General features: G+C 65.5%; 17 protein-coding genes. 7 read left to right on the top strand and 10 right to left on the bottom strand.

Annotated features, from left to right (window positions below):
- Positions 1 to 889: 889 nt before the first annotated feature.
- The 5 genes from WS54_RS26210 to WS54_RS26190 form a co-directional block, all read right to left on the bottom strand.
- The gene (locus WS54_RS26210; protein WP_034208199.1) at positions 890 to 1,900 is read right to left on the bottom strand and encodes a HoxN/HupN/NixA family nickel/cobalt transporter; all 1,011 of its coding nucleotides are present in this window, start codon (positions 1,898 to 1,900) and stop codon (positions 890 to 892) included.
- A gap of 162 nt (positions 1,901 to 2,062) precedes the next feature.
- Positions 2,063 to 4,174, bottom strand: coding sequence for an elongation factor G (gene fusA / locus WS54_RS26205; RefSeq protein ID WP_059782232.1), 2,112 nt, complete (start codon positions 4,172 to 4,174; stop codon positions 2,063 to 2,065).
- Between the two features lie 219 nt (positions 4,175 to 4,393).
- On the bottom strand, positions 4,394 to 4,894 hold the full coding sequence (locus WS54_RS26200; RefSeq protein WP_059782234.1) for a DUF192 domain-containing protein: 501 nt from the start codon (positions 4,892 to 4,894) through the stop codon (positions 4,394 to 4,396).
- 160 nt (positions 4,895 to 5,054) lie between these two features.
- Positions 5,055 to 5,270: a hypothetical protein gene (locus WS54_RS26195; protein WP_011352970.1), complete on the bottom strand. Its 216-nt coding sequence runs from the start codon at positions 5,268 to 5,270 to the stop codon at positions 5,055 to 5,057.
- Positions 5,271 to 5,552: 282 nt separating this feature from the next.
- Positions 5,553 to 6,131 carry a pseudouridine synthase gene (locus WS54_RS26190; protein WP_034208196.1) on the bottom strand — a complete coding sequence of 193 codons (579 nt, stop codon included), beginning with the start codon at positions 6,129 to 6,131 and terminating at the stop codon, positions 5,553 to 5,555.
- 275 nt (positions 6,132 to 6,406) lie between these two features.
- Between WS54_RS26190 and icd the strand changes: the two genes are divergently transcribed.
- Both icd and WS54_RS26180 read left to right on the top strand, forming a co-directional pair.
- Positions 6,407 to 7,663 carry an NADP-dependent isocitrate dehydrogenase gene (icd, locus tag WS54_RS26185; protein WP_006478026.1) on the top strand — a complete coding sequence of 419 codons (1,257 nt, stop codon included), beginning with the start codon at positions 6,407 to 6,409 and terminating at the stop codon, positions 7,661 to 7,663.
- A 283-nt stretch (positions 7,664 to 7,946) separates the two neighbouring features.
- Complete coding sequence (locus tag WS54_RS26180; protein WP_059782236.1) at positions 7,947 to 10,175, top strand: NADP-dependent isocitrate dehydrogenase; 2,229 nt, start codon at positions 7,947 to 7,949, stop codon at positions 10,173 to 10,175.
- 123 nt (positions 10,176 to 10,298) lie between these two features.
- Here the strand turns inward: WS54_RS26180 and WS54_RS26175 are convergent, their stop codons facing one another.
- Entirely contained in the window at positions 10,299 to 10,523 is a 225-nt protein-coding gene (locus WS54_RS26175) for a hypothetical protein (RefSeq protein ID WP_034208193.1), read from the bottom strand.
- 611 nt (positions 10,524 to 11,134) lie between these two features.
- Between WS54_RS26175 and WS54_RS26170 the strand changes: the two genes are divergently transcribed.
- Positions 11,135 to 12,742, top strand: coding sequence for a multicopper oxidase family protein (locus WS54_RS26170; protein ID WP_059782336.1), 1,608 nt, complete (start codon positions 11,135 to 11,137; stop codon positions 12,740 to 12,742).
- A 181-nt stretch (positions 12,743 to 12,923) separates the two neighbouring features.
- On the opposite strand, the gene WS54_RS26165 is transcribed toward WS54_RS26170, so the two are convergent.
- Positions 12,924 to 13,127 carry a cold-shock protein gene (locus tag WS54_RS26165; protein ID WP_034208192.1) on the bottom strand — a complete coding sequence of 68 codons (204 nt, stop codon included), beginning with the start codon at positions 13,125 to 13,127 and terminating at the stop codon, positions 12,924 to 12,926.
- Positions 13,128 to 13,672: 545 nt separating this feature from the next.
- On the opposite strand from WS54_RS26165, the gene clpS reads away from it, so the two are divergent.
- From clpS to WS54_RS26140, 4 genes are all read left to right on the top strand, one after another.
- On the top strand, positions 13,673 to 13,987 hold the full coding sequence (gene clpS / locus WS54_RS26155) for an ATP-dependent Clp protease adapter ClpS (RefSeq protein ID WP_006398529.1): 315 nt from the start codon (positions 13,673 to 13,675) through the stop codon (positions 13,985 to 13,987).
- Entirely contained in the window at positions 13,984 to 16,284 is a 2,301-nt protein-coding gene (gene clpA, locus WS54_RS26150; protein ID WP_059782238.1) for an ATP-dependent Clp protease ATP-binding subunit ClpA, read from the top strand. Before clpS ends, clpA begins: the two co-directional genes overlap by 4 nt.
- A 103-nt stretch (positions 16,285 to 16,387) precedes the next feature.
- Positions 16,388 to 17,767: an amino acid permease gene (locus tag WS54_RS26145; protein ID WP_059782339.1), complete on the top strand. Its 1,380-nt coding sequence runs from the start codon at positions 16,388 to 16,390 to the stop codon at positions 17,765 to 17,767.
- A 136-nt stretch (positions 17,768 to 17,903) separates the two neighbouring features.
- Positions 17,904 to 18,674 (top strand): COG4705 family protein, encoded by a 771-nt coding sequence (locus WS54_RS26140; protein WP_059782240.1) that lies wholly within the window; start codon positions 17,904 to 17,906, stop codon positions 18,672 to 18,674.
- A 52-nt stretch (positions 18,675 to 18,726) separates the two neighbouring features.
- On the opposite strand, the gene dut is transcribed toward WS54_RS26140, so the two are convergent.
- The 3 genes from dut to lspA all read right to left on the bottom strand — a co-directional run bounded on the left by dut (position 18,727) and on the right by lspA (position 21,007).
- Positions 18,727 to 19,173 carry a dUTP diphosphatase gene (gene dut, locus WS54_RS26135; protein WP_034208188.1) on the bottom strand — a complete coding sequence of 149 codons (447 nt, stop codon included), beginning with the start codon at positions 19,171 to 19,173 and terminating at the stop codon, positions 18,727 to 18,729.
- A gap of 54 nt (positions 19,174 to 19,227) precedes the next feature.
- Positions 19,228 to 20,439, bottom strand: coding sequence for a bifunctional phosphopantothenoylcysteine decarboxylase/phosphopantothenate--cysteine ligase CoaBC (gene coaBC, locus WS54_RS26130; RefSeq protein ID WP_059782242.1), 1,212 nt, complete (start codon positions 20,437 to 20,439; stop codon positions 19,228 to 19,230).
- Between the two features lie 67 nt (positions 20,440 to 20,506).
- Positions 20,507 to 21,007: a signal peptidase II gene (gene lspA / locus WS54_RS26125; protein ID WP_059782243.1), complete on the bottom strand. Its 501-nt coding sequence runs from the start codon at positions 21,005 to 21,007 to the stop codon at positions 20,507 to 20,509.
- Between the last annotated feature and the right edge of the window lie 3 nt (positions 21,008 to 21,010).

The raw sequence follows: 21,010 nt of genomic DNA, 5'->3' as shown, positions 1-21,010 counted from the left end.
ACCCGAGGTGCCGCCACCCGAAGTACCGCCACCGGAGGTGCCGCCACCCGAGGTGCCGGCACCCGAAGTACCGCCACCCGAAGTGCCTCCGCCCGAAGTGCCTCCGCCCGAAGTGCCACCACCCGAGCTACCACCACCCGAACCACCGTTACCCGACGCATTGCCTCCCCGGCCCGTGCCGCTCGTACTGCCTGAAGTTCCGCCTGTCGTTCCACCGACACCGGCCGGTCCGACGGCCCCGTTCCCGTTATTTCCGCCGCTACCGTTGCCACCGCCGCTACCGGTGCCACTGCCGTTTCCATTCCCATTGCCGCTGCCGCTGCCGCTGCCGCTGCCGCTCGCACCGGCACCGCCATTACCGACGCCCCGGCCGGCATAAACGTGCACCGCGCACGCAGCCGGATTGGCGGCGCACGGCGATGCGTTCTCGACCAGCGTCATGATGGTGTCCGCGCTGGCCTTCGCGTCGGGCGCGGCGTCAGGCGTCGTGTTCTGTGCGACGGCATACGAGCAGCAGCACGCAAACGCGGCCGCGGCCAGCAAGGTTGCACGAGGGCGCCGTCCCGCTGCGCGGAACGGTTGTTTCGTCTTATGCATCATGGCCTCCCCATGCGCGCGATGCCTCGTTGCCGCGCGACGATCTACGTGTGGTGCAGGGGGGGCGTAAAAGATTCGTTGTCCTATCGTGATCCGATCGCGTCCGGGCCGACGCTCGACGCCAGCCGCGAACACGGATCGGCACGCGGGCCCGCCGTGCGAATCCCTATCTGCGAGATTCGTGCCATCGGCCGCTCGGGCCCGTGGCGAAAGGCGGTCGCCGTCGCGTGACCACGCCTGCAACGTCGCAGGGGAGCGTTTTGTTTCCGGAATGAAACGTCGGGAGCGTCGTTCAGCGCGCTGGCGCGTCGGCCGCGCGTTGCCAGCGGTGGAACAGGATCGACGCGATCCAGCAGACGAGGAACAGCGCGACGATGCCGTAGCCGATCGACCCGAAGCGTTCGCCGAGTGCATCGAGCGTGTCGCGCACGGGGCCCGTCAGCGCCAGCTTGTCGGCCAGCAGGCCGGCCGCCTCGATCCCGCCGATCGCCAGCGCGACGGCCGCGGACACGAACGTGATGCTCGCGTTGTAGAGCAGCTTGCGCTGCGGATCGTCCATTGCCCAGCCGTATGCGTGAATCATCAGCACGTTGTCGGTGGAGTCGATCAGCGTCATGCCGGCGGTGAAAAGCGCGGGGAACAGCATGATCGTATAGACCGGCAGCCCCTGGCTCGCCTGCGCGGCGGCGATCGCGAGCAGGCCGATTTCGGTTGCAGTATCGAAACCGAGCCCGAACAGCACGCCCACCGGATACATGTGCCAGCTCTTCGACACGAACCGGAACAGCGGGCGCAGCATCCGCGATACGAGTCCGGCGGGACGATGGTCATGCGCGCCGTCGTGCGTGTGCGCGGATTTGCCGCGATAGCGTCGCCACACGTCGCGCAGGATCATCAGGTTCACGCACGCGAGCACGAGCAGGAACGTGGCCGATACCGCCGTGCCGATCGTGCCGCCGATCTCGCGGAACGCATCGAACCGGTCGCGCAGCGCGTACGCGGTCAGCGCGATGCCGAGCGTCGCGGCGATCACGATCGTCGAATGGCCGAGCGAGAAGAACAGGCCGACGCTCACCGGACGCTGGCCGTCCTGCATCAGCTTGCGCGTCGCGACGTCGATCGCGGCGATGTGATCCGCGTCGACCGCATGACGCAGCCCGAGCCCGTACGCGATCGCCGCGGTGCCGAGCAGCAGCGGATGGTCGCGCAGCACCGCGAGCGCCCACAGCCAGACGGCGACGTTCGCGGCGATCAGGCCGGCATAGAGGGTCAGCAGGCGGCGCAGGGCGGGGGTGGGCGGCATCGGGCGGGTTCCATCTGACGATTCGCCATCCATTGTGGCACGCGAAAAAAAGCTCGGCGCGCCGATCAATACGCCGCGAGCGCGAGGCGCCGCGCCGGATGAAAAAAAGCCCGTCCGGAACCGGACGGGCTTCGCGTGCATGCGCCGGGGCGCGCGCGGCGCTTACTTCGTCTTAGCGTTGATCACGGCTTCCGACACGTTCGCCGGCGTTTCCGCGTAATGCTTGAACTCCATCGTGTACGTCGCACGACCTTGCGTCGCCGAGCGCAGCGACGTCGAATAGCCGAACATCTCCGCGAGCGGCACCTCGGCACGCACCAGCTTGCCGCCGCCGCCCGCGATGTCCTCCATCCCCTGCACGATGCCGCGCCGACTCGACAGGTCGCCCATCACGTTGCCCATGAAGTCCTCGGGCGTCTCGACCTCGACGGCCATCATCGGCTCGAGCAGCACGGGCTTGGCCTTGCGCATCGCTTCCTTGAACGCCATCGAGCCGGCCATCCGGAACGCGTTTTCGTTCGAGTCGACGTCGTGATACGAGCCGAACGTCAGGTGCACCTTCACGTCGACGACCGGGTAGCCGGCGAGCACGCCGCTCTTCAGCGTGTCCTGGATGCCCTTGTCGACCGCCGGGATGTACTCGCGCGGAATCACGCCGCCCTTGATCTCGTCGAGGAACTCGTAGCCCTTGCCCGGGTTCGGCTCGAGCGTGATCACCGCATGGCCGTACTGGCCGCGACCGCCCGACTGCTTGACGAACTTCCCTTCGACGTCGGCGGCCGTCGTGCGCACCGTCTCGCGATACGCGACCTGCGGCTTGCCGACCGTCGCTTCGACGCCGAACTCGCGCTTCATCCGGTCGACCAGGATTTCGAGGTGCAGCTCGCCCATCCCCGAAATGATCGTCTGGCCGGACTCTTCGTCGGTCTGCACGCGGAACGACGGATCTTCCTGCGCGAGGCGGTTCAGCGCGAGGCCCATCTTTTCCTGGTCGGCCTTCGTCTTCGGCTCGACGGCCTGCGAGATCACCGGCTCGGGGAATTCCATCTTCTCGAGGATGATCGGCTTGGCCGGATCGCACAGCGTGTCGCCGGTGGTCGCTTCCTTCAGGCCGACGGCCGCCGCGATGTCGCCCGCGCGCACTTCCTTGATTTCCTTGCGCTCGTTCGCGTGCATCTGCAGGATCCGGCCGAGCCGCTCCTTCTTGTCCTTCGTCGCGTTGAGCACCGTGTCGCCCGACTCGACGACGCCCGAATACACGCGGAAGAAGATCAACTGGCCGACGAACGGGTCGGTCATGATCTTGAACGCGAGCGACGAGAACGGCTCGTCGTCGCTCGGGTGGCGTTCCGCCGGCTTTTCCGGATCGGCGAAATCGTGACCGAGGATCGCGGGCACGTCGACCGGCGACGGCAGGTAGTCGATCACCGCGTCGAGCATCGCCTGCACGCCCTTGTTCTTGAACGCGCTGCCGCACAGCATCGGCACGATCTCGTTCGCGATCGTGCGCTGGCGCAGCGCGGCCTTGATCTCGTCCTCGGTCAGCGATTCGTGGTCGTGCAGATACTTCTCGAGCAGCTCCTCGCTCGCTTCGGCCGCGGCCTCGACCATCTTCTCGCGCCATTCGTGCGCGACCTCGACGAGGTTCGCGGGGATGTCCTCGTACGTGAACTTCACGCCCTGGCTTTCGTCGTCCCACACGATCGCCTTCATCTTCACGAGATCGACGACGCCCTGGAAATGATCTTCCGCGCCGATCGGAATCTGGATCGGCACGGCGACGCCTTTCAGGCGCTCGCCGATCTGCTTCTGCACGCGGAAGAAGTCGGCGCCGATCCGGTCCATCTTGTTGACGAACGCGATGCGCGGCACCTTGTACTTGTTCGCCTGGCGCCACACGGTTTCCGATTGCGGCTGCACGCCGCCGACCGAGTCGTAGACCATGCACGCGCCGTCGAGCACGCGCATCGAGCGCTCGACTTCGATCGTGAAGTCGACGTGCCCGGGCGTGTCGATGATGTTGATCCGGTGTTCCGGATAGTTGCCGGCCATGCCCTTCCAGAAGGCCGTGGTCGCCGCCGACGTGATCGTGATGCCGCGTTCCTGCTCCTGCTCCATCCAGTCCATCGTGGCCGCGCCGTCGTGCACTTCACCGATCTTGTGGCTCACGCCGGTGTAAAACAGGATGCGCTCGGTCGTCGTGGTCTTGCCGGCATCGATGTGAGCGCTGATCCCGATATTTCGATAGCGCTCGATGGGGGTTTTGCGGGGCACGTGAACCTCCTGGTGGTTCGGATCGTAAGCGGGCCGGCTGATGGGTGCCGGCCCGGGCTGGAACTAGCAAGATTTAAAGGATAGCGCTTGTCCGTGGCTTTTGCAGATGCGGGCACCGTCGGCCGAATCAAGGCGGCCGCCGCCGGCGGGCGAAAAAAAGCCGGCGCGCTGCGGGCGGCCGGCTTCGGTCGATGCGCGGCGCCGCCGCGGCATTCGCCGTTACTGGGGCTTGGGCAGCCCGTCGAGCTTCATGCCGGGCTTGATGCCCTTCGCCGCGAACCAGCCCTTGCTCATTTCGAGCGCATAGACGCCGTTGTTGCGCGGACAGTGGTTGTCGGTCGTCTCGGCCTTCATCTCGTCGATGTCGGTGATCGTGCCGTCCGCGCGAATGAACGCGATCGACAGCGGAATCAGCGTGTTCTTCATCCAGAAACAGTGCACGGCGTTCTCGTTGAAGACGAACAGCATGCCTTCGTTCGGCGCGAGCTGCGAACGGTACATCAGCCCCTGTTCGCGATCGGCGTCGTTGGCGGCGACGGCCGCGTCGATCACGTACATGCCGGCGCGCAGCTTCACGCGCGGGAACTCGCTCGGCTGCTTGGCGCCGGACGGCACTTGCGCGCCGGCGGCCTGCATGCCGAGCGCGAGGACGGCGAGGGCGGCGGGAAACACGGCGGCGCGCGCAAGGCGGCCGAGCGACGGGCGCAGGGAGAATGGCACAGCGTGGCTCCTGTCTGGAAAACGAGACCCGCATGGTACGCGATGCGCGCCGGCGGGCACAAAAAAGAAAAAGGCAGATCGCCTTGCGGTGATCTGCCTTTCAACGCCGTAAGAACGGCAGAACTGCGTGTTCTTGACTGCGTTATTACAGCTTGCTTACTTAGTTCGAAGCAGCTGCCGGTGCTGCTGCGTCGCTTGCTGCAGCCTTCTTCGATGCCTTGTGGTGCTTCTTGGCAGCGTGGTGCTTCTTGGCAGCGTGCTTAGCCGGTGCCGAAGCAGCTTCTGCTGCTGCCGGAGCAGCTTCCGGAGCCGAAGCTTGTGCGAAAGCAGCCGTTGCGAAGAGGCCAGCGACCAGAGCGGCGATCAGTTTGTTCATGTTGTGTTCCTCAGCTTTAGTTAATTAACCAAATGACCCGGCAATAGGAGTCATGTCGTCTAACGGTGCCATCCACCTTTCGGTTGACAGACGCTTCGAGAAATTTCTCTTTGCGCTGCGGGCGCCGAATCGTATTCGAATAAAACGTCGCTTTCGTGACGCAAACACGGGTTCGGCTGCCAATGCCGGATAGCTAAGGTTGGCATCTGCGTGGTTTAACGCGCGATCTCCGCGGCCGGTTGACGAAAAAGATGACGAAAAAATTCGCGTGTCCCGGATGCGTCATCCGGCGGTCGCGAAACCGTCCCACGGCGCGCGTGGCGGCAGGGCGATCGTTTCGCCCGGTGCAATGCCGAGCGCGAATATATCCAGCGCGCCGATGCCGACGCGCACCAGGCGCAACGTCGGGAAGCCGACGGCCGCCGTCATCCGGCGCACCTGCCGGTTCTTGCCCTCGGTGATCGCCAGCTCGATCCACGTGGTCGGGATCGCGGCGCGGTAGCGGATCGGCGGATTGCGCGGCCACAGCGTGTCGGGCGGCTCGATGAATTCGGCGCGGCACGGGCGCGTCACGTAGTCGCCGAGGTCGACGCCGCGTGCGAGCGCCTTCAGGTCGGCGGGCCCCGGCGCGCCTTCGACTTGCGCCCAGTAGCGTTTCACCAGCTTGTGGCGCGGCTCGGCGATGCGGGCCTGCAGCGCACCGTCGTCGGTGAGCAGCAGCAGTCCCTCGCTGTCCGCGTCGAGCCGGCCGGCCGGATACACGCCGGGCGTTTTTACCCAGTCGCCGAGCGACGGCCGCGTCTCGTGCGCGGAAAACTGGCAAATCGTGCCGAACGGCTTGTTGAGGGCGATCAGGTTCATGGCGGGGGCCGCCCGGCGCCCCGCAGGAAGCCGGGGCGGGCGGTCTATGGCAAATGGCGGAATCTTAATGCATAATACGGAACGGCAAGTCCTCTGTCTTATATAAGACATAAGTGAGGTCTCGATGCGCAGTGCCGCGGTTCGCGCCGAAGTGCCCGGTTGGGGCGCTAGAATAGCGGCTCGCTGTTGCCGTCACGGGGTGGCCATGCCGCGCCCCCGCCGCGCGCGCAGTTTCGACCAGCATCACCTGCTCAGCCACGTCACTGGAGTCGATCATGCCGTATCAGCACATCAAGGTTCCGGAGGGCGGTGACAAGATCACCGTCAACAAGGACTTCTCGCTCAACGTTTCCGATCAGCCGATCATTCCCTATATCGAAGGCGACGGTACGGGCTTCGATATCACGCCGGTCATGATCAAGGTCGTCGACGCGGCGGTCGCGCATGCCTACAAGGGCAAGCGCAAGATCCACTGGATGGAGATTTTCGCGGGCGAGAAGGCGACCAAGGTGTACGGTCCGGACGTGTGGCTGCCGGACGAAACGCTGCAGGTGCTGAAGGAATACGTGGTGTCGATCAAGGGGCCGCTCACGACCCCGGTCGGCGGCGGCATCCGTTCGCTGAACGTCGCGCTGCGCCAGGAGCTCGACCTGTACGTGTGCCTGCGCCCGGTCCAGTACTTCAAGGGCGTGCCGTCGCCGGTGCGCGAGCCGCAGAAGATCGACATGGTGATCTTCCGCGAGAACTCGGAAGACATCTACGCGGGCATCGAATGGGCCGCGGGCTCCGAGCAGGCGAAGAAGGTGATCAAGTTCCTGCAGGACGAGATGGGCGTGAAGAAGATCCGCTTCCCGGAAACCTCGGGGATCGGCGTCAAGCCCGTGTCGACCGAAGGCACCGAGCGCCTCGTGCGCAAGGCGATCCAGTACGCGATCGACAACGATCGCAAGTCGGTCACGCTGGTGCACAAGGGCAACATCATGAAGTTCACGGAAGGCCTGTTCCGTGATGCCGGCTACGCGCTCGCGCAAAAGGAATTCGGCGGCGAACTGATCGACGGCGGCCCGTGGATGCGCGTGAAGAACCCGAAGACGGGCAACGAGATCGTGATCAAGGATTCGATCGCCGACGCGTTCCTGCAGCAGATCCTGCTGCGCCCGGCCGAATACGACGTGATCGCGACGCTGAACCTGAACGGCGACTACATCTCCGACGCGCTGGCCGCGCAGGTCGGCGGCATCGGGATCGCGCCGGGCGCGAACCTGTCGGATTCGGTCGCGATGTTCGAGGCGACGCACGGCACGGCGCCGAAGTACGCGGGCAAGGATTACGTGAACCCGGGTTCCGAGATCCTGTCGGCGGAAATGATGCTGCGCCACCTCGGCTGGACGGAAGCAGCCGATACGATCATCGCCGCGATGGAGAAGTCGATCCTGCAGAAGCGCGTCACGTACGACTTCGCGCGCCTGATGGAAGGCGCGACGCAGGTGTCGTGCTCCGGTTTCGGCGAAGTGCTGATCGAGAACATGTAAGACCCCTTCCGGGGTGGGCCGGCAGGTTGCCGGCCGCCCCGGCGCTGACTGCCGGCGCCGGAGCGTTTCGTGGATGGCAGGTTTTGTTGGCAGGGCGGCCCGGCATGCGGGCCGCGGCGCCGCGATGCGGCCCGCAAGCCCTGCAAGGTAGACCATGACGGCCCTCGCAACACCACCGCCCGGCTGAACCGGCGCGCCCCTTTCGCGATCGACCCGGTCGCTCCCCGCCGGTTACCGCCGGCGCTCCTCAGTCCCATCATCACGTAGCAATGCTTTGACCACCATGTCCACTTCGCCCAAGATCATCTACACCCTCACCGACGAAGCGCCGGCGCTCGCGACCTATTCGCTGCTGCCGATCGTCAAGGCCTTCACGCGTTCGTCCGGCGTCGCCGTCGAAACGCGCGACATCTCGCTCGCCGGCCGCATCATCGCGGCATTCGCAGACGTCCTGCCGTCGGAGCAGAAGGGTTCCGACGATCTGGCCGAGCTGGGCCAGCTCACGCTGAAGCCGGAAGCGAACATCATCAAGTTGCCGAACATCAGCGCATCGGTGCCGCAACTGAAGGCCGCGATCGCCGAACTGCAGGCGCAGGGCTACGCGCTGCCGGCCTATCCGGAAGATCCGTCGACGGACGAAGAGAAGGCCGTCAAGGCGCGCTACGACAAGATCAAGGGCAGCGCGGTGAACCCGGTGCTGCGCGAAGGCAACTCCGACCGCCGCGCGCCGCTGTCGGTCAAGAACTACGCACGCAAGCATCCGCACAAGATGGGTGCGTGGAAGCCCACGTCGAAGGCCCACGTCGCGCACATGACCGAAGGCGACTTCTACGGCAGCGAGAAGTCGGCGCTGATCGCCGAGGCCGGCAGCGTGAAGATCGAACTCACGACCGCCGACGGCGCGAAGAAGGTGCTGAAGGAAAAGACGGCCGTGAAGGCCGGTGAAGTCATCGACGCGTCGGTGATGAGCCGCAACGCGCTGCGCAGCTTCATCGAGGCGCAGATCGCCGACGCGAAGGCGCAGGACGTGCTGTTCTCGGTGCACCTGAAGGCGACCATGATGAAGGTCTCGGACCCGATCCTGTTCGGTCACTTCGTATCGGTGTTCTACCGCGACGCGCTCGCGAAGCACGCGGACGTGCTGGCGAAGGTCGGCTTCAACCCGAACAACGGGATCGGCGATCTGTACGCGCGCCTGAAGGATCTGCCGGCCGACACGCGCGAAGCGATCGAAGCCGACGTCAAGGCCGAGTATGCGGTGCGCCCGCGTCTCGCGATGGTCAACTCGGACAAGGGCATCACGAACCTGCACGTGCCGAGCGACGTGATCGTCGACGCATCGATGCCGGCGATGATCCGCGATTCGGGCGGCATGTGGGGCCCGGACGGTCAACTGTACGACGCGAAGGCCGTGATTCCGGACCGCTGCTACGCGGGCGTCTACCAGGCCGTGATCGAGGACTGCAAGCAGCACGGCGCGTTCGATCCGGTCACGATGGGCAGCGTGCCGAACGTGGGCCTGATGGCGCAGGCGGCCGAAGAATACGGTTCGCACGACAAGACGTTCCAGATCCCGGCGGACGGCGTCGTGCGCGTCATCGACGAAGCCGGCAACGTGCTGCTCGAGCACGCGGTCGAGTCGGGCGACATCTGGCGCATGTGCCAGACGAAGGACGCGCCGGTGCAGGACTGGGTCAAGCTGGCGGTCAACCGCGCCCGCGCGACCGGCGCGCCGGCCGTGTTCTGGCTCGATCCGGCGCGTGCGCACGATGCGCAGATCATCGCGAAGGTCGAGCGCTACCTGAAGGATCACGACACGAACGGCCTCGACATCCGCATCATGACGCCCGTCGACGCGACGCGTTTCTCGCTCGAGCGCATCCGCGCGGGCAAGGACACGATTTCGGTCACCGGCAACGTGCTGCGCGACTACCTGACCGACCTGTTCCCGATCATGGAACTCGGCACCAGCGCGAAGATGCTGTCGATCGTGCCGCTGATGGCCGGCGGCGGGATGTTCGAAACGGGGGCGGGCGGCTCCGCACCGAAGCACGTGCAGCAGTTCGTCGAGGAAGGTTTCCTGCGCTGGGATTCGCTCGGCGAATTCCTCGCGCTGGCCGCGTCGCTCGAACATCTCGGCAACGCTTACCGGAACCCGAAGGCGCTCGTCCTCGCGAAGACGCTCGACCAGGCGACCGGCAAGTTCCTCGACGAGAACAAGTCGCCGGCGCGCAAGGTCGGCGGCCTCGACAACCGCGGCAGCCATTTCTACCTGTGCCTGTACTGGGCGCAGGCGCTGGCCGAGCAGACCGAGGACGCCGCGCTGAAGGCGCAGTTCGAAGGCGTGGCGAAGGCGCTGTCCGACAGCGAAGCGCGCATCCTGGAAGAGCTGGCGGCCGCGCAAGGCAAGCCGCAGGCGATCGGCGGCTACTACCGTCCGAACGTCGAGCTGACGAGCCAGGCCATGCGTCCGAGCGCGACGCTGAACGGCATCGTCGACGCGGTTGCCTGACGCCGGCCGCGCGATCGCGCGAGCCGATGCATGTGCGGGCGCGGCGCGTTGAACCGTTCGCCGCCCGGCACTCAAGAAAAACGCCCCGGTCGCCCGGGGCGTTTGTCGTTGCAGGCTTGCCATTCACACGTGAACGATTTCCCATTCGGCGATTTCGTCCGGCACTTCGAGCGTGGCCGTGTCCAGTTCGGACGGTTGCGCACAGTCGCCGCGGGAGATGTGGTCGGCCGCCGCTTCGGGGCACGAGAATGCGCCGAGCAGGGCGTTGCCGAACGTCGCTTCCCAGCCGCCGTTTGCCGGCAGGATGTAGAACGACCCGAGCGCTGAACCAAAGCGAAATCCCTTCATTTCCGTTCTCCCTTTCTGATCACGAGCGATTCTGTTGTGCCGCCTGCCGGCTCGGCCGGCTGTGGCCCGACTGGCTGCTTGCGCCGGGTTTCGTATCGAACGTCGCGGCGAAGCGTCAGTGCATGGAACAAAGTCTACGTCCGCGACCTGTTCGGATGGTGCAGGTAGAACGGCTTCTCCAAACAAAATTTTTCTTTTAAAAACAAATAATTATTTCTTTCTTTTTGTATTGCGGAACGTTTTTCGGCATCGCGAAACGGGAAATTTGTGCCCTGCACCACGAATTTTTATAACGCAGTGACTTGTTCCGCATCGTGAAAAATCGGCGGGTTTTCGGATCATCGATGCAGCGGGGGCAAGAGCGGGGCCGAGGCGGAAGGCGCCAAGCTCGTTTGCAGGCGGGTGCAAGGCACGGCTGGAGCGCAGCGGTGGTTGCCGAAGTGCCGCTCGGCGATGCCAAGCGTGGCGCCGTGTCCGGCCTTGTCGCGACGCTCTGCTGCGACGTATCGCCGCCCGCCCGGCGACGGCGCTTTTCGATGAAGGCCTGCGGTTATGATGACGCGACCGCCGCGGCTGTCGCGCGGCGCCGCATGAATAACGAGGATCGATTGATGAGACGGAGAACCTTCCTGTCGCACGCCGTCGGCGTCGCAGCCGCGTCGCTATGCGCACGCACTGCGTGGGCGCAGCATGCCGGGCACGCGGGCATGGCCGGCATGGATTCGATGAGCGACATGCCGGGCATGTCGGGTATGCCGGGGATGTCGGCGCACGCGCAGCACGGTCAGTCCGCGCCGGTCGCGCTCGCGGCAGCCGACGCGCTGCCGGCCGGCGCGCCGCTCGCGACGTTGCGTACGCTGGCCAACGAAAGTCGTGAGCCCGGCACGTTTCGCGCCACGTTGGTGGCGCAGCCCGTCGCGCGTCCGATGCTGCACGGTGCGCGGCCGACCCCCTTCTGGCAGTTCGGCGCGGGCACGCAAGGCCCCGTCGTCGGCCCGCTGATCGACGTGCGCGAGGGCGATACGGTCGAGATCCGGTTCGTGAACAAGCTGCCGCAGCCGTCGACGATCCACTGGCACGGCTTGCCCGTGCCGCCCGACCAGGACGGCAACCCGTCCGATCCCGTCGCGCCCGGCGCGTCGCGCGTATATCGCTTCACGCTGCCGAAGGGCAGCGCCGGCACCTACTGGTACCACCCGCATCCGCACATGATGACCGCCGAGCAGGTGTTCCGCGGGCTGGCCGGCCCGTTCGTCGTGCGCGCCGCCGACGATCCGCTTGCCGGCTGGCCCGAGCGCCACCTGTTCGTGTCGGACCTGAAGCTTGCGCGCGACGGCACAATTGCGCCGAACGACATGATGGACTGGATGAACGGCCGTGAAGGCCAGTTCGTGCTGATCAACGGCGCGCGTCGGCCGCACATCGACGTCGCGGGCGACGAACGCTGGCGTGTCTGGAACGCGTGCAGCGCACGCTACCTGCGTATCGCATTCGACGACGGCCGCGCGTTCGAGCACGTGGGCACCGACGGCGGGTTGTTCGACGCGCCGCGGCGCGCGACGTCGCTGCTGATTGCGCCGGGCGAGCGCGCGGAGCTGTTGGTGCGCGCCGGCGACCGCGCGTCGCGCGCGGTGCTGCAGGCGGCCGAGTACGACCGCCGCAAGATGGCTATGTCGCACGACGACGGCCACGGCAGCCTGCCGCCCGATCCGGCGCTGGCGCTGGCCGATGTCGCGTTTGCGCCCGCCGAGGCCCGTGCGGTGCCTGCCACGCTGCGCGCGGTGCGGCCGCTGGGCGAACCGGTGGCGCACAAGACGGTCGCGTTCGGCGAGGAAATGGACATGGACGCGATGATGAGCGGCGCGACGCACGGCCGCCCGGCCGGCATGCGCTTCACGATCAACGGCGACACCTACGCGCCGCACCGCGCGACGCTGACGAGCCGTCGCGGCGACGTCGAGCGCTGGGAGATCCGCAATACGACGGACATGGATCACCCGTTCCATCTGCACGGCACGCAGTTTCAGGTCATCGAGCGGGCGTCGGCCGGTTCGCGCACGAGCGAACCGTTCCGCGCGTGGCGCGATACCGTGAACGTGCGCAGCGGTGAAACCGTGTCGATTCTCGTCACGCAAGACATGCCTGGAGAGCGCATGTTTCACTGCCACATTCTCGAACACGAAGATCTCGGCATGATGGGTACGTTGAAGGTCGTGTAACGAAACCGCGAATGTGTTTCACGTGCGGATTCGACAGGCGATCCGCATGCGTGACGAGACAATGTGCGTTCAATTATCGGGATTGAACGAAAAGGCCGGCCAATCGATTATCGATGGGCCGGCCTCAAAAAAAGAAACCCGGCGCTGTGCGCCGGGTTTCTTCGTCCGATATCCGATGCCTTTATGCGGCCTGGATGTTCGACGCTTGCTTGCCCTTCGGCCCTTGAACGACGTCAAAGCTCACCTTCTGGCCTTCCTTCAGCGTCTTGAAACCATTCATGCTGATAGCCGAGAAGTGCGCAAACAGATCCTCACCGCCCTCGTCGGGAGTGATGAAGCCGAAGCCCTTCGCGTCGTTGAACCACTTAACGATACCAGTTGCCATTTTCCTACTTCCCCTGTCACACAGTCGCTGCTACTTACCACGAGCACGCTCGAAAAGCTAAACGACTGAAAATACAGCCGTTCCCCCCTCACAAGCTCACCTCGGCCTCTTTCGTTTCGCCAATCGGCGAATTGAAAAAAGTGCCAGCTTGATTGTTGGCGCTCTTTATTGGAGTGTCAAGTGGAATTTTTCGACGTTTAGAGGGTCGTTGTAAAGAACCCATTTTCAGGGTTTTTCCGGCTTTGCTTTGCAGCATGCGGCCAAGCGCGAGGGCTTGAAAAGCCGCATAATCGGCTCATATACCAGGCTCGAGTGACACGCGTTCGAGTCGTCCCGGCTTGTGGGATACTGGATGCGGACACGACGTTCCGGTGCGATTCCCCCTGACGGTTCGTGTTCCGCGCCATGCGTGAAAGCCGGCACCGCAGCCGGCTTTCGTATGGCGCGAGGGCGATCGCGTGTTCCGGGATACCGGGGAGGGCGCCGGCCGGTCGGTCGGGTAATGGCAGGATTGCGGGCCTGTCCGAGTTGTTTAGAATGGGTGTATGGCGATTATCCCGGACAAGCAGGACAGCACCGTCCTGGAACGCAAGCAGCAGAAGCTCAAGCCGCCTTCGATGTACAAGGTGGTGCTGCTGAACGACGATTTCACGCCGATGGAATTCGTCGTGATGGTGGTCCAGGAGTATTTCAAGAAGGATCGCGAGACGGCCACGCAGATCATGCTGAAGGTCCATCGCGAAGGGCGAGGGGTTTGTGGGGTCTATACGCGGGACATCGCGTCGACCAAGGTTGAGCAAGTCGTTACCCATGCGCGGCAGGCAGGGCATCCGCTGCAGTGCGTGATGGAGGAAGCATGATTGCCCAGGAATTGGAAGTCAGCCTGCACATGGCGTTCATGGAAGCACGCCAGGCGCGCCATGAGTTCATTACGGTCGAGCATCTGCTGCTGGCCCTGCTGGATAATCCGACGGCGGCCGAGGTGTTGCGCGCGTGCGCGGCAAACATCGAGGACCTGCGTCAGAACCTGCGCAATTTCATCCACGACAACACACCTACCGTCCCGGGCACCGACGATGTCGATACCCAGCCGACGCTCGGTTTCCAGCGCGTGATCCAGCGCGCGATCATGCACGTCCAGTCGACGTCGAACGGCAAGAAGGAAGTGACCGGCGCGAACGTGCTGGTCGCGATCTTCGGCGAGAAGGATTCGCACGCCGTTTACTACCTGCAGCAGCAGGGCGTCACGCGCCTCGACGTGGTGAACTTCATTTCGCACGGCATCGCGAAGACGAACAGCGGCGAAGCCGCGAAGTCGGCCGACGCGAATGCGGAAAGCGAAGACGCGAACGCGCAGAAGGAAACGCCGCTCGCGCAGTTCACGCAGAACCTGAACCAGATGGCGAAGGACGGCCGCATCGATCCGCTGATCGGTCGCGAGCCCGAGGTCGAGCGCGTCGTGCAGGTGCTGTGCCGCCGCCGCAAGAACAATCCGCTGCTCGTCGGCGAAGCCGGCGTCGGCAAGACCGCGATCGCGGAAGGGCTCGCGTATCGGATCACGCGCGGCGAGGTGCCGGACATCCTCGCGAACGCGCAGGTGTACTCGCTCGACATGGGCGCGTTGCTGGCAGGCACCAAGTATCGCGGCGATTTCGAGCAGCGTCTGAAGACGGTGCTGAAGGAGCTGAAGGAGCGCCCGCACGCGATCCTGTTCATCGACGAAATCCATACGCTGATCGGCGCGGGCGCCGCATCGGGCGGCACGCTCGACGCATCGAACCTGCTGAAGCCGGCGCTGTCGTCGGGCACGCTCAAGTGCATCGGCGCGACCACGTTCACCGAATATCGCGGGATCTTCGAGAAGGATGCGGCGCTGTCGCGGCGCTTCCAGAAGGTCGACGTGACGGAGCCGAGCGTCGAGCAGACGGTCGCGATCCTGCGCGGGCTGAAGTCGCGCTTCGAGGAGCACCACGGCGTCAAGTATTCGTCGGGCGCGCTGTCGGCCGCGGCCGAACTGTCGGCGCGCTTCATCACCGACCGTCACCTGCCGGACAAGGCGATCGACGTGATCGACGAAGCGGGCGCCGCGCAGCGCATCCTGCCGAAGTCGAAGCAGAAGAAGACGATCGGCAAGAGCGAGATCGAGGAAATCATCTCGAAGATCGCGCGCGTGCCGGCGCAAAGCGTGTCGCAGGACGACCGCAGCAAGCTGCAGACGCTCGATCGCGACCTGAAGAGCGTCGTGTTCGGCCAGGATCCGGCGATCGACGCGCTCGCGGCGTCGATCAAGATGGCGCGCGCGGGCCTCGGCAAGATGGACAAGCCGATCGGCGCGTTCCTGTTCTCCGGCCCGACGGGCGTCGGCAAGACCGAAGTGGCGCGTCAGCTCGCGTTCACGCTCGGCATCGAGCTGATCCGCTTCGACATGTCGGAATACATGGAGCGTCATGCGGTCAGCCGGCTGATCGGCGCGCCGCCTGGCTATGTCGGGTTCGACCAGGGCGGGCTCTTGACCGAAGCCGTCACGAAGAAGCCGCATTGCGTGCTGCTGCTCGACGAAATCGAGAAGGCGCATCCGGACATCTTCAACGTGCTGCTGCAGGTGATGGACCACGGCACGCTGACGGACAACAACGGCCGCAAGGCGGATTTCCGCAACGTCATCATCATCATGACGACGAATGCGGGCGCCGAATCGATGCAGAAGGCGACGATCGGCTTCACGACGCGCCGCGAAACCGGCGACGAGATGACGGACATCAAGCGGCTGTTCACGCCGGAGTTCCGCAACCGTCTGGATGCGATCATCAGCTTCCGCTCGCTCGATGAGGAAATCATCATGCGCGTGGTCGACAAGTTCCTGATCCAGCTCGAGGAACAGTTGCACGAGAAGAAGGTCGACGCGCTCTTCACCGACGCGTTGCGCAAGCATCTCGCGAAGCACGGTTTCGACCCGCTGATGGGTGCGCGGCCGATGCAGCGGCTGATCCAGGACACGATCCGGCGCGCGCTGGCCGACGAACTGCTGTTCGGCAAGCTGCTGAACGGCGGCCACGTGACGGTCGACGTCGACGAGGCCGACAAGGTGCAGTTGTCGTTCGACAAGCTGGCGAATCCGCCGCACAAGCCGAACGAAGAGACGGTCGAAGTCGAGTAAGCGATAATTTCGTTGTTCATGCGAACGGCGCGGGAAGTTCTCCGCGCCGTTTCGTTTTATCCGCGCCGGCGGCGCGATGGTGGTGCAGGGGAGTGGTGACGCAGTGACACAACAACAACGGTCGTTCGACGATATCGTCGCGCGCGAACAAGGGTTGCGCCATGCGCTGACGTCGGGGCAGATGGCGATGATCGCGATCGGCGGCGCGATCGGCACGGGGCTGTTCCTCGGCAGCGGGTTCGCGATCGGGCTCGCCGGCCCGAGCGTGCTGGTTTCCTATGCGATCGGCGCGCTGATCGCGTTGCTGCTGATGGGCGCGCTCGCGGAAATGACCGTCGCGCATCCGACGGCCGGCTCGTTCGGTGCGTACGCCGAGCACTACGTCGGCCCGCTCGCGGGTTTTCTCGTGCGTTATGCGTACTGGTTCGCGGTCGTGTTCGCGATCGGCACCGAGATCAGCGCGATCGCCGTGTTCATGAAGTACTGGTTCCCGGCCGTGCCCGGCTGGTACTGGGTGATCGGCTTCTCCGCGCTGCTGATCGCGGTGAACCTCGCGAGCGTGACGTTGTACGGGACGGTCGAATACGCGTTTTCGCTGCTGAAGATTGCGGCGATCGTCGTGTTCATCGTGCTGGGCGGCTATCTCGTCTGGTCGGCGCCGGCCGCAGCGGGCATCGGTTTCGCGAACTACACCGCGCACGGCGGCTTCATGCCGAAGGGGCCGTGGGGTACGTGGGTCGCGGTGATCGTCGCGATCTTCAGCTACATGAGCATCGAAGCCGTCGCGATCGCGGCCGGCGAGGCGCGCGATCCGCAGCACGCGGTCACGCGCGCATTTCGCTCGACCGTGTTCCGGCTCGTGCTGTTCTACCTGTTGACACTCGCGCTGATGCTCGCGATCGTGCCGTGGACGCAGGCCGGCACCGACGAAAGCCCGTTCGTGAAGGTGATGGCCGCGACGCACGTGCCGTACGCGGCGGGCGTGATCAATTTCGTGCTGCTGATCGCGGCGCTGTCGGCGATGAACAGTCAGCTGTACGTGACGACGCGGATGATGTTCAGCCTGTCGCGCGCGCGCCTCGCGCCCGCGGTGTTCGGCCGGCTCGGCGCGAACGGCGTACCGCGCGCGGCGCTGTGGATTTCGACGAGCGGCGTCGCGGTGGCGGCCGTGCTGGTCGCGCTGGCGCCCGACACCGCCTTCACGGTGATGATGGCGATCGCGATGTTCGGCGCGCTGTTCACATGGCTGATGATCTTCGTCACGCATCTGCGGTTCCGTTCGCGGTATCGCGGCCCCGCGCTCGCGTTCCGGATGTGGGGACACCCGTTCGGCAGCCTGCTCGGCGCGGGGCTCGTGGCCGCGATCCTGCTGACGACCGCTTTCACGCGCGAATTCCGGATGACGATGGTGGTCGGCGTCGTGTTCGTCGTGCTGCTGACGCTCGCCTACGCACTGCATTACCGGCACCAGCACGCGCGCTGACTGCGCGGGCGTGGCGGCCGATACCGTTCTTCACACTTGCTAAGGTTCCGTTAAGCGAACGGCGACTACATTCGATCCTGTCTGCACGGCGCGCGGGCCCGCATCGGCGCGCCATTTCCTGCAAAAAGGGGTTCGAATGAACAAACTTCCCGAAATCACGCTCGCGTTCTGGATCATGAAGATCTGCGCGACGACGCTTGGCGAAACGGGCGGCGACTTGCTGTCGATGACGCTGAACGTCGGCTACGCGGTGAGCTCGATCCTGCTGTTCGGTTTCTTCGTCGCGACGCTGGGCGCCCAGCTCAGGACGACGCGCTATCGCCCGGCGATCTACTGGGCCGTGATCGTCGCGACGAGCACGGCCGGCACGACGATGTCCGACTTCATGGATCGCACGCTCGGCCTCGGCTATGCGGCCGGCTCGTCGATTCTGGTCGCGATCCTGCTGGCGATCTTCGCGGTCTGGCGGCTCAGCGGCGAATCGCTGTCGGTCGACCTGATCCGTACGCGTAAGGTCGAGCTGCTGTACTGGATCGCGATCCTGTTCTCGAACACGCTCGGCACCGCGCTCGGCGACTTCCTCGCCGACAGCTCGGGGCTTGGCTTCGGCGGCGGCGCATTGCTGATCGGCGGCCTGCTGGCGGCGATCGTGCTCGCGCACTACTTCACGCGCATTTCCGGCGTGCTGCTGTTCTGGGCCGCGTTCGTGCTCACCCGTCCGTTCGGTGCGACGGTCGGCGACTTGCTGACGAAGCCGGTCGCAAAGGGCGGCCTTGCGCTCGGCACGGTCGGCTCGTCCGCCGTGCTGCTCGGCGTGCTGGTCGCGATGGTCGTCTATGCGAGCATCGCGCAGGCGCGGCGGCGTGAGCCGGCGCTCGCGCGAATCGCGCAACCGACCGGCAAGTGACGGCGCGTGAAAAGGAAAAGGGGCCGAGGCCCCTTTTTCCGTGCTGCGCGGCTCAGTGGCGGCCGGTGCTGCCGAAGCCGCCGGCGCCGCGATCGCTCGCGGTGAATTCGTCGACGATGTTGAACTGCGCCTGCACGACCGGCACGATCACGAGTTGTGCGAGCCGTTCGAACGGGTTCAGCACGAACTCGGTCTGGCCGCGGTTCCACGTCGAGACCATCAACTGGCCCTGGTAATCGGAGTCGATCAGGCCGACGAGGTTGCCGAGCACGATTCCGTGCTTGTGGCCGAGGCCCGAGCGCGGCAGGATCAGCGCCGCATAGCCGGGATCGGCGAGGTGGATTGCGAGGCCGGTCGGCACCAGCGTGGTTTCGCCCGGCTGCAGCGTGACCGGTGCGTCGAGGCAGGCGCGCAGGTCGAGGCCGGCGCTGCCGGTGGTCGCATAGGCGGGCAGGTAGTCGCGCATGCGCGCGTCGAGAATTTTCAGGTCGAGTTTCATGCGGTCGTCGAATCGGTCGGGAAGGGCGCGGCGGCACGGGCCGTCGCGCGGGGATCAGATCAGGCGGTTGTCGGGCAGGCGCTTCGCGATTTCCGCGACGAGCGCATGCGCGAGTTCGTCCTTGGGCGCGCGCGGCAGGCGTGTGAGGCCGGCGGCCTCGAACAGCACGACTTCGTTGTCGTCGCGGCCGAATGTCAGCGGGCCGAGGTTGCCGACGAGCAGCGGCACGTTCTTGCGCTTGCGCTTCTCGTCGCCGTGCACGTCGAGGTCGCCGCTTTCGGCCGCGAAGCCGACGCAGAACGGTGGATCGGGCAGCGCCGCGACCGACGCGAGGATGTCGGGGTTTTCGACGAACGCAAGCGCCGGCATCTTGCGGTCGGCCGTCTTCTTCATCTTGTGCTCGGCCGGCTGATCGACGCGCCAGTCGGCGACCGCAGCCACCGCGATGAAGATGTCGGCATCGGCGACCGCATGCATCACCGCGTCGTACATCTGCTGCGCGGTCTGCACGTCCTGACGGTAGACGCCCCACGGCGTGTCGAGCGCGACCGGCCCGGCGACGAGATGCACGTCGGCGCCGGCCTGCTGCGCGGCGCGGGCGAGCGCGAAGCCCATCTTGCCGCTGGAGCGGTTCGTCAGGCCGCGCACGGGGTCGAGCGGCTCGAACGTCGGCCCGGCCGTGATCAGCACGCGGCGGTGCGCGAGCACCTTCGGCGCGAAGTGCGCGACGATCGCTTCATAGATCGCCTCGGGCTCGAGCATGCGGCCGTCGCCGACTTCGCCGCATGCCTGCGCGCCCGAATCCGGGCCGAGCACCGACACGCCGTCGGCGCGCAGTTGCGCGGCATTGCGTTGCGTGGCCGGGTTCTGCCACATCTGGCGGTTCATCGCGGGGACGACGAGCAGCGGACAGTCGCGCGCGATGCACAGCGTCGACAGCAGATCGTCGGCGAACCCATGCGCGAGCTTGGCGAGGAAATCCGTCGACGCGGGCGCGATCACGATCGCGTCGGCTTCGCGCGACAGGTCGATGTGCGCCATGTTGTTGTCGATGCGCGCGTCCCACTGGCTCGTATAGACGGGCCGGCCCGACAGCGCCTGCATCGTGACGGGCGTGATGAACTGGGTGGCGGCGTCGGTCATCGCGACCTGCACGGTCGCGCCGGCCTTCACGAGCAGCCGCGTGAGCTCGGCGATCTTGTAGCAGGCGATGCCGCCCGTCAGGCCGAGAACGAGGTGTTTTCCTGCGAGTTCTGCGTGTGCCAACTCAGGCCTCCTGGGGTCAAACGGAACGGCCGGCGCGAAGCCGGCCGTCGACACGGAGTATGCGCGCTCAGCGCGAGCCGCGCACGCGCCGCAGCTCGTCGTAGATCAGCAGCACCGCACCGACCGTGATCGCGGAATCGGCGAGGTTGAACGCCGGGAAGTGCCACGTGCCGAGGTGGAAATCGAGGAAGTCGATCACGTGGCCGTAGACGAGCCGGTCGATCACGTTGCCGAGCGCGCCGCCGAGGATCAGCGCGAGCGACAGGCTGAAGAGCCGCTGTTGGCCGTGACGGCGCAGCAGAAAGCAGATCACGAGCGTCGCACCGACGCCGAGCGCGGTGAACGCCCAGCGCTGCCAGCCGCTCGCGGTCGACAGGAAGCCGAACGCGGCGCCACGGTTGTACACCAGCACGAGGTTGAAGAACGACGTCAGCGCATGCTGCGCGCCGTACGCGAACGTTTTCAGGATCGCGATCTTCGACAGTTGATCGAACAGAATCACGATCAGCGAAATGCCGAGCCAGGGCGCGAGCGCGCCGCTGGCCGGTTTCGACAGGGTTTTCGCCATGGT

The sequence above is a fragment of the Burkholderia sp. NRF60-BP8 genome, assembly GCF_001522585.2.
GTDB lineage: Bacteria > Pseudomonadota > Gammaproteobacteria > Burkholderiales > Burkholderiaceae > Burkholderia.
The sequence above is the reverse complement of the archived record's forward strand: the minus strand, read 5'-3'. Positions and strand labels throughout refer to the sequence as shown.